This window comes from Streptococcus gordonii (genome assembly GCF_001553855.1).
In the GTDB taxonomy this organism is placed as follows: Bacteria; Bacillota; Bacilli; order Lactobacillales; family Streptococcaceae; genus Streptococcus; species Streptococcus gordonii.
Window position 1 is genome coordinate 148,426 of the sequence record NZ_LQWV01000037.1, and the last position, 9,826, is coordinate 158,251.

The window sequence follows — 9,826 nt, forward strand, 5'->3', positions numbered from 1 at the left end:
ACAATAAGAAGATAAAAGAAAAGGAGAGAAGGATGGAACCTAAAGAAAAAGAATTTAGCATGAGTTGGTTTTTTAGATGGTTTTTGGATAATAAAGCCATTACGGTTTTCTTAGTTTGTTTATTGATTGGACTCAATCTCTTGGTCTTGAGTAAAATTAGTTTTATTTTCACCCCTATTATTGAGTTTATTTCAGTTATTATGTTACCAGTGATACTGGCAGGTTTGCTCTATTATCTGCTTAATCCTCTGGTAGACATGATGGAAAAGCGGAAGATCAATCGTCTTGTAGCAATTACGATTGTTTTTGTATTGATTACCGTGCTTTTGATTTGGGGGTTGGCGGTTGTCATTCCAAATCTTCAGGCTCAGATTGTAAGTTTCTTTAGAAACATGCCTTCTTATCTCAAGCAATCTAAAAAAATAATTGATGATTTATTGGATAGTCGCCTGTCTGAAGAGTTTCGTCCGCAGATTGAGCAAGTTACGGAGAATATTTCTTCTCAATTAACGACATGGGCAAGTAACTTTTCTGCTCGGGCGGTTAACTGGGCTAGTAATTTTGTCAGTGCTGCTTCTCAAGTTATTGTTGCTGTCATTATTATGCCTTTCATTCTATTCTACCTCCTTCGAGATGGGAAAAATTTGAAAGGCTATGTAACTCAGTTCCTACCTAAGAAATTACGTGAGCCGGTTGGTCAAGTTTTGTCCGACGTGAATAGTCAGTTGGCTAATTATGTTCGCGGACAGATAACAGTTGCAATCATTGTTGCCTTTATGTTTATGATTCTCTTTAAGATCATTGGACTGCGCTATGGAGTGACCTTGGCAGTCGTAGCTGGAGTGCTCAACTTGGTTCCGTATTTAGGAAGCTTTTTGGCTATGCTACCGGCGCTTGTTTTGGGGCTGATTGCGGGACCTGTTATGCTCTTGAAAGTTATCATTGTCTTTATTGTGGAGCAAACAATAGAGGGGCGTTTTGTCTCTCCCCTTATTTTAGGTAGTCAATTGAGTATTCATCCGATTACTATTCTTTTTGTACTCTTAACATCTGGATCGATGTTTGGGATTTGGGGGGTCTTGCTGGGAATTCCAGTCTACGCTTCTGCAAAAGTGGTGATTACAGCTATCTTTAAGTGGTACAAAGTAGTGAGTGGTTTGTATGATGATGAAGTAGAGGAAGAAGTAAGTGAACAATAGTGAGAAAATGCTGTCTGCCATTGAGGCTCAGGATTTAGTGCAAGCAGAACAGTGGTTTGAAAAAGCCTTGTTAGAGGATAGTGATTCTATCTTATTGGACCTAGCAGAATATTTAGAAAGTATCGGCTTCTTTTTACAAGCCAAGCGTATCTATAATAAACTGGCTCCCCTTTATCCGCAGGTTAATCTAAATTTGGCGGCTATTGCCAGTGAAGATGGAGACTTAGAGGAAGCTTTTGGCTACTTGGAGGAAATCAGATCGAACGATCCGTGGTATGTCAATGCTCTTTTGATTAAGGCAGATTTATACCAGATGGAAGGTCTAACTGATGTAGCGCGTGAGAAACTAGTTGAAGCCAGTCAATTAAGTGACGATCCTATCATTACTTTTGGAATGGCTGAAATAGATTTTGAATTAGGCAATTTCACACAGGCGATCAAGGAATATGCCAGTCTTGATAATCGGACAATTTATGAGCAGACAGGGATCTCAACCTACCAGAGAATAGGGGTGAGCTATGCCAGCTTAGGAAAGTTTGAAGCTGCCATTGAATTTCTTCAAAAGGCTATTGAAATAGAATATGACGAATCTGCAGTATTTGAATTGGCCGTGATCCTTTACGATCAAGAAGACTATCAGAAGGCTAATCTCTATTTCAAACAATTGGATACTCTTTCGCCAGATTTTGAAGGCTATGAATATATCTATGCACTGTCTCTTCATGCAGACCATCAAGCTGAGGTGGCTCTATTCATTGCCCAGCAAGGTTTGAATAAAAATCCGTTTGATAGCCAGCTAGCACTATTAGCCTCGCAAGTTTCCTATGAACTTCATGATACTGAAAAAGCAGAGAGCTATCTATTAGATGCCTGGGATAATGCTGATGATCTAGAAGGGCTAGCTCTGCGCCTGACTAACCTTTATCTAGAACAGGAGAGATATGAAGATATTCTTGCTTTGGAGGATCAGGATTGGGACAATGTGTTGACTCGATGGAACATAGCTCGAAGTTATCAGGCCTTAGAGGACATAGAAAAAGCCCAAGAGCTCTATGGAGAATTGCATAGGGATTTGAGAGATAATCCAGAATTTTTGGAAGAATACATTTACCTGTTGAGAGAATGTGGCGAGCTTGAAAGAGCCAAACAAGAAGCTCAGCACTATTTGAGTCTGGTGCCAGATGACAGTGCAATGCAAGAATTTTATGATAGCCTAGACTGTTAAATTTTTTATAATTAATTGTAAAAGCATATCATCTAGATATGTTTTTTTGCAATTATAAAATTTTGTGTTATACTAATTTTGCTTTATAAGAGAAGATGAAAGAAGAGTAGAGGATTAAAAATGTTTGAACCGGTTAAATTATTTCAATATAATACTTTGGGCGCCTTGATGTCTGGTCTTTATGGTGGGACAATGACGATTGGGGAGTTGCTTCAATATGGTGATTTAGGTATAGGTACTTTGGATTCTATTGACGGGGAGTTGATAGTTCTAGATGGCAAGGCTTATCAAGCCAAAGGATCTGGAGAAGTACCAGAAGTAGTTGAGGTGGATCCGTCAGAGACGGTTCCCTATGCAGCGGTAGTCCCTCACAAGGCAGAGGTGATTTTCCGCCAGCGTTTTGAAATGAATGATAAGGAACTGGAGGAAAGAATTGAGTCCTATTATGATGGGGAAAATCTTTTTCGTTCCATCAAGATTCATGGCAACTTTTCTCATATGCGCGTTCGCATGATTCCTAAGTCAACGTCAGACCGAAAGTTTGCAGAAGTTGCTGTTAACCAACCTGAATACAGTAAGGAAAATGTAACTGGGACAATCGTTGGTATCTGGACACCAGAGATTTTTCATGGTGTTAGCTTAGCAGGATATCATCTTCATTTTGTATCAGACGATTTGAGCTTCGGTGGACATGTCATGGACTTTGTCATCAAAGAGGGTATTGTTGAACTTGGAGCAATTGACCAGTTAGATCAACGTTTCCCTGTTCAGGATCGTGACTATCTATTTGCCAAATTCAATATGGATGAAATGAAAGAAGATATTGATCGAGTAGAATAATAAGATAAATTCCTTGGCCAGCAACCTAAATTTAGGTTAGTTTGGTCAGGGTTTTTATTTTGTAAGATAAAGGAAAGTATAGGGATTCAATTTATGTAAATTTTAGACCACGTGAGCAAGATTTACCTGTTTATTTCTAATGCTTATACCGTCAAGTATAGGCTAGATAATTTCTTTTTATAATGATGTGTGATCTATAATGATTGCTGATCCCTTTCAAAGTTCTTTAAAAGCATCGAAAATCTAATTTTTTAGTATATTTTATATAGCCAAGCAGAAAAAAATAATGTATAATAGGCTGGAATATAATGAATAAATAGGAGATCATTATGGGAAAAGATTTGTTTAATCCACACCTGCGTAAGTTTTCTATTCGAAAACTAAACGTCGGTGTTTGTTCTGTGCTCTTGTCAACCCTTATACTATTAGGGGCAGCAACGCAGGTTAGCGCTGATGAAACAAGCGCTTCTGGTATTCAAAACGAGGTTGCTCGAGCTGACCTTGCTGAATCACCAGCAACTGCTACAGCACCAGTAGCTTCAGAAGCTTCACAAAATGCAGAAACTACTGTAGCAGCCACAGCTACTGAGGCACCTCAGACAGCTGAGCATACTGCACCTACAAACTCAGCTTCAGAGTCTACTGAGAAACCGAAGGATGAGCAACCAGTAGCTTCTGAAACACCTCAACCTTCAGTTGAGAAGCCGGTCCTTCCTACAGAAGTTAAGCCTGCAGAGAATACTAATCCAGCTTCAACTGAGGCTAGTTCAGACGCTGTAAGCACTTCAAGAACTACAGAACAACCAGTAGCGACTAGGGAAGCTACACAACCTACACGTTCTCGCCGAGCACGACGAGACGCTACGCCTACTGGTTTACGAGATGGTGACCCAAATAATACTATTGAGAAACCAACTTTAGCGGATTCTGAGAAGAAGAGACCAGCAGACTTAGTGAAACAGATCAACTGGCTAGATTTTGGTGATTCTCAGGCATTTAGAGATCTTGATACTGACGGCTCTCTAAAAGTAGGAAGTGTTTATGAGAAGGAAATCTCTCCAGGCTATGTAGTTAAATTAACAGTTACAGAATTAAAACCTTTCCACTCAACTGAGATTTATCGTGATCGTGTAGCAGGCACTCAGTATGCTAATACCTATGATCCTGATGCCAAAAACACTTGGTTTAGATATGTCCCTGCAGATTATAACCGTCAAGTTAGTGAAGGTGATTCTGCGCGACCAAAAATCATTGGGGCGCCGATGAACAAATGGACTGCCTTGCGCGAGCAAGGAATTGATACCAACGGTAGGAAAACTCAGCTTCAGGTACCTAAAAATGGTGCTAGCTACGGTGTGAAGTTTAAGGTTGAAGCTACTTACCTTAACAAGCCAGTCAAAGCAACAGTCGTTATGGCGGATGGTGAAGAAGCTAACCCAGGTGAATATGCTATCTTTACTACTAATGGGCAAGGATGGGAGCATCTAGCAGAATGGAAACGTGTTGCGCCAAATGGTAATGTGATTACAGATACCTATGCACCTATGAATCCGAATCGGCTTGGCCAGTATATTGGTGACAACGCAACTACTCCAACAATTGACTGGACTAAATTCACAAACCCAGATCAAAAAACGGGTGGTTTAGGTTCACAAGTCTTTGGTCCTAACACGTCTAAGGATCACACTGTGCCAATCGTAATGACTCGTGAGGCATCTGAAGTAGGCATTTATATCGCCTCATCTGGTCAACAGGGAGCCATGATTGGGTTTATGGTTGTCGATACTGGTGACGCGCCTGAAAGCTATGGCAATGCTGTTCATGCTATTTCTGGTTACAATGCGGCTACAGGTGCACAAAATCCGCAACCTTACCTTGGCCGAAAGCCTGCGGATATTGATACTACGTCAGGTAATGATTGGACCCATGATGATAGCACTGATCATGCTGATGAAGGGATTGATCAGCTTTTACCAGCAGACTTAGTTGGCAAGACTCATGACTTGTTCCAAGCAGATCGTCTTCGTGATGGGGATTATTCGCTTCGTTTCCATGCTTCAGCTAATGGAAATGAAAAAGCCTATGTTCGAGCTTGGATTGATTTCAACAATAACGGAAAATTTGACGAGAACGAAGCCAGTGAGTTTACTGAAGTCACTTCTGAAGGAGACTACACAGTTACTTTCAGAAATCATGCTCCAATGAATGACGACTCAGTCAAGAAGTTAGGGATGCGTGTTCGTATTGCCTTGAATCAAGGTGATATCGAGAAGCCTACCGGTACAGCCTTCAGTGGTGAAGTTGAAGACTTACAAGTCAACCTTACATACCCACCAAAGGGTGAGAAGAAGGAAACCAAGGGCTTACGCGATCAACAACAACAAACAAGCCTACACTTCACATCTCGTGGTTATTCTAAAGAAGATGAGAATGCTAGAACAACAATTGATACTAATAAGGCACCTGTTGTTTTAGATAATAATGGACGTGAATTAACGGCAGATGCAGAAGGTTGGTATACAACTGCAGAAGGCCGTTACAAAGTGACGCCAAATGGTGATAATGTCGATGTTGTTTTTGTTCCAAATGCTGGATACGTAGGGACTACATCAGGTATTAACATCCGTCGCTTTGATAGCAACGGTGCAAGCACTGAATGGTCAGCGAAAAACAATTCAGAACCAGTCATCAACCAACCTCTAAATTCTATGGATGCTCGTTATGTTCCTACAGTATTTGATTACACTGAGCATCGTTCGACTGATGCTCAAGGTTTAGCGCAAGTAAAAGACATCTCATTTACAGATGGTAATCCAGCCAACACACCGGTTCAACCATCTGCAAGTAATCCTGCTACTTTCTTAGATGGAAATGGAGATCCTATCTCAGGAACTAGTATTCCTGCAACATCAGGTGGTAAAGAGGTTGGTACCTTCAACTTAGATCCAACTACAGGTCGAGTAACCTTTACCCCAAATAAATCATTTGTAGGAACTGTTGATCCGATTAAATTAAAAGTAAATGATGCAAGTGGTAATGATCACTTTGCAACTTATCAACCAACTGTTACCCGAGTTGTTCCAACATCTCAAAACGCAAGTTCTGAAGGTATTCAAGGGGCAGAACAATCTGGGAACTTGATTTTCACTCCAGGTGATAACCGTGTTCCGATTGATGAATCAATTGCGCCAACCTTTGACAACGGTCAATCGACAAAAGAGGTTCCTGGTGTTGGAACTTATAAGGTGGATAGTACAGGACGTGTTACATTCCAACCAGTTCCTGGCTACTCTGGACGTCCAACTGCAGAAACCGTTAAGCGTGTAGATAAGAACGGAACAGAAGTAACAGCTACTTACCAAGCAGATGTTAAGGCTGCAACTCCAACAGGTCAAGGAGCAGAAACTACTGGACTTCAAGGTCAAAAACAAGACAGCCACCTCACCTTTACTCCTGGTCAAGCAACTATCAATGGTCAAAATGAGACTGTGCCATTTGCACCAGAAGGTCCACAATTTGTGGTTAATGGACAAGTTCAACAAGGTAACAGCTTACCAGTACATGATGCTAGCGGTAAACTTCAAGGAACCTATACTGTTCAACCGAATGGGGATATTAGCTTCCAACCAGCACCTGATTTCTATGGTACACCAACTCCTGCAACTCTTCGTGTGACAGATAAGAATGGTTCTACTGCTGAAGCTGTTTATCAACCTACAGTGACTAAAGTCACTCCAACAAGTACAAATGATACCTCAACTGGTCTGCAAGGACAGCCACAAAGCGGTAAGCCAACCTTTACAGCAGGTGATCCAGCAGTTCCACTAGATGATACGAAACCATTGACATTCGAAGATGGTCAGTCAACGAAGACTGTTTCGGGTGTAGGTGTGTACGCTATTAACTCTGATGGATCTATTACCTTTACGCCAGAAAAACAATATGTTGGTACACCAGATCCAGTCACACTGAAACGAGTGGATAAGAATGGTACAGAAGTCACTGCGACTTATACCCCAACAGTAACCAAGGTAACACCAACTTCAACGGATGCCACTTCAAATGGTATCCAAGGTCAACCGCAAAAAGGAACCCCAACCTTCACAGAAGGTAATCCATTGGTTCCAATTGATGATACGAAACCAATGACTTTCGAAGATGGACAGTCAACGAAAACAGTTCCAGGTGTAGGTGAATACAACATCAATCCAGATGGCTCTATTACCTTTACACCGGATAAGAAGTACGTTGGTACTCCTAATCCAGTCACAGTGAAACGTGTAGATAAGAACGGTACAGAAGTTACTGCAACTTATACACCAACAGTGACTAAGGTAACCCCAACTTCAACGGATGCCACTTCAAATGGTATCCAAGGTCAACCGCAAAAAGGAACCCCAACCTTCACAGAAGGTAACCCATTGGTTCCGATTGATGATACGAAACCAATGACTTTCGAAGACGGTCAGTCAACGAAAACAGTTCCAGGTGTAGGTGAATACAGCATCAATCCAGATGGCTCTATTACCTTTACGCCAGACAAACAATATGTTGGTACACCAGATCCAGTCACAGTGAAACGAGTGGATAAGAATGGTACAGAAGTTACCGCAACTTATACACCAACAGTGACTAAAGTGACTCCTACAGGAACTGACGCAACCAGCACAGGTCCGCAGGGTGTTCCACAAACAGGTACCCCAACCTTCCAAGGAGGTGACCCACTGGTTCCAATCGATGAAACAGTTGAGCCAACCTTCGCAGATGGAAGCAAAGAGAAGTCTATTTCAGGACAAGGAACTTACACAATTGCACCAGACGGAACTGTAACCTTTACTCCAGACAAGCAGTTTGTCGGAAATCCTGATCCAGTCACCGTGAAACGCGTGGATAAGAACGGCACTCCAGTCACTGCAACCTACAGTCCAGAGTTTACTAAGGTAACACCAACTGGTACTGGTGATAAGACAGAAGGACTTCAAGGTCAGGTCCAAGAAGGTAAAGTGACCTTCACTCCAGGCCATGACTCTGTTCCATTCCCAGCGGATTCGACTCCACTATTTGACAATGGGACAGCTGTGAAGGAAGTTCCAAATGTTGGTAAGTTCGAAGTGAACGCAGATGGTAAGGTGACCTTCACTCCTGATAAACAGTTCAAGGGTGAAACACCAGAACTTGAATTGACTCGTGTGGATGCCAATGGAACTCCTGTTACTGTCAAGTACCAAGCAGTGGTGAAAGAAGTAACACCAACTTCAACGGATGCCACTTCAAATGGTATCCAAGGTCAACCGCAAAAGGGTACCCCAACCTTCACAGAAGGTAATCCATTGGTTCCGATTGATGATACGAAACCAATGACTTTCGAAGATGGACAGTCAACGAAAACAGTTCCAGGTGTAGGTGAATACAGCATCAATCCAGATGGATCTATTACCTTTACGCCGGATAAGAAGTACGTTGGTACTCCTAATCCAGTCACAGTGAAACGTGTAGATAAGAACGGTACAGAAGTTACTGCAACTTATACACCAACAGTGACTAAAGTGACTCCTACAGGAACTGACGCAACCAGCACAGGTCCGCAGGGTGTTCCACAAACAGGTACCCCAACCTTCCAAGGAGGTGACCCACTGGTTCCAATCGATGAAACAGTTGAGCCAACCTTCGCAGATGGAAGCAAAGAGAAGAACATTCCAGGTCAAGGAACTTATATGATTGCGCCAGATGGAACTGTAACCTTCACGCCAGACAAGCAGTTCGTTGGTAAACCAGATCCAGTCACCGTGAAACGCGTGGATAAGAACGGCACTCCTGTCACTGCAACTTACAGTCCAGAGTTTACTAAGGTAACACCAACTGGTACGGGTGATAAGACAGAGGGGCTTCAAGGTCAGGTCCAAGAAGGTAAAGTGACCTTCACTCCAGGCCATGACTCTGTTCCATTCCCAGCGAATTCGACTCCACTATTTGACAATGGGACAACTGTGAAAGAAGTGCCAAATGTTGGTAAGTTCGAAGTGGACGCAGATGGTAAGGTGACCTTCACTCCTGATAAACAGTTCAAGGGTGAAACACCAGAACTTGAATTGACTCGTGTGGATGCCAACGGCACTCCTGTTACTGTCAAGTACCAAGCAGTAGTGAAAGAAGTAGTTCCAACCAGCACTAACGCAACTAGCACAGGTCCTCAAGGACTTCCTCAAACTGGTACCCCAACCTTCCAAGGTGGCGATCCACTGGTTCCAATTGATGAAACGGTCGAGCCAACCTTCGACGATGGCAGCAAAGAGAAGTCTATTCCAGGTCAAGGAACTTACACAATTGCGCCAGACGGAACAGTAACCTTCACTCCAGACAAGCAGTTTGTAGGCAAACCAGACCCAGTAACGGTTAAACGCGTGGATAAGAACGGTACAGAAGTTACTGCGACTTATAGTCCAGAGTTTACTAAGGTAACTCCTACAGGAACTGGTGCAACTAGCACAGGTCCTCAAGGCCTTCCTCAAACTGGTACTCCAACCTTCCAAGGTGGCGATACACTGGTTCCAATTGATGAAAC

The 9,826-nt window shown here is 42.4% G+C and carries 4 protein-coding genes; all 4 read left to right on the forward strand.

Going from position 1 to position 9,826, the window contains the following annotated elements:
- Positions 1-32: 32 nt before the first annotated feature.
- Complete coding sequence (locus tag AWH02_RS07990; RefSeq protein WP_060553940.1) at positions 33-1,199, forward strand: AI-2E family transporter; 1,167 nt, start codon at positions 33-35, stop codon at positions 1,197-1,199.
- The gene (locus AWH02_RS07995; RefSeq protein ID WP_060553939.1) at positions 1,189-2,424 is read left to right on the forward strand and encodes a tetratricopeptide repeat protein; all 1,236 of its coding nucleotides are present in this window, start codon (positions 1,189-1,191) and stop codon (positions 2,422-2,424) included. Before AWH02_RS07990 ends, AWH02_RS07995 begins: the two co-directional genes overlap by 11 nt.
- A gap of 120 nt (positions 2,425-2,544) precedes the next feature.
- Positions 2,545-3,264, forward strand: coding sequence for an acetolactate decarboxylase (budA, locus tag AWH02_RS08000; RefSeq protein ID WP_060553938.1), 720 nt, complete (start codon positions 2,545-2,547; stop codon positions 3,262-3,264).
- Between the two features lie 329 nt (positions 3,265-3,593).
- Positions 3,594-9,826 (forward strand): CshA/CshB family fibrillar adhesin-related protein (locus tag AWH02_RS08005; RefSeq protein WP_060954919.1); only part of this gene is annotated, 6,233 nt, incomplete at its 3' end.

Excerpts from the sequence above, each read along its gene's own strand:
- AWH02_RS07990 (WP_060553940.1), top strand. The coding sequence starts at position 33 with ATGGAACCTAAAGAAAAAGAATTTAGCATGAGTTGGTTTTTTAGATGG.
- budA (WP_060553938.1), top strand. The coding sequence starts at position 2,545 with ATGTTTGAACCGGTTAAATTATTTCAATATAATACTTTGGGCGCCTTG.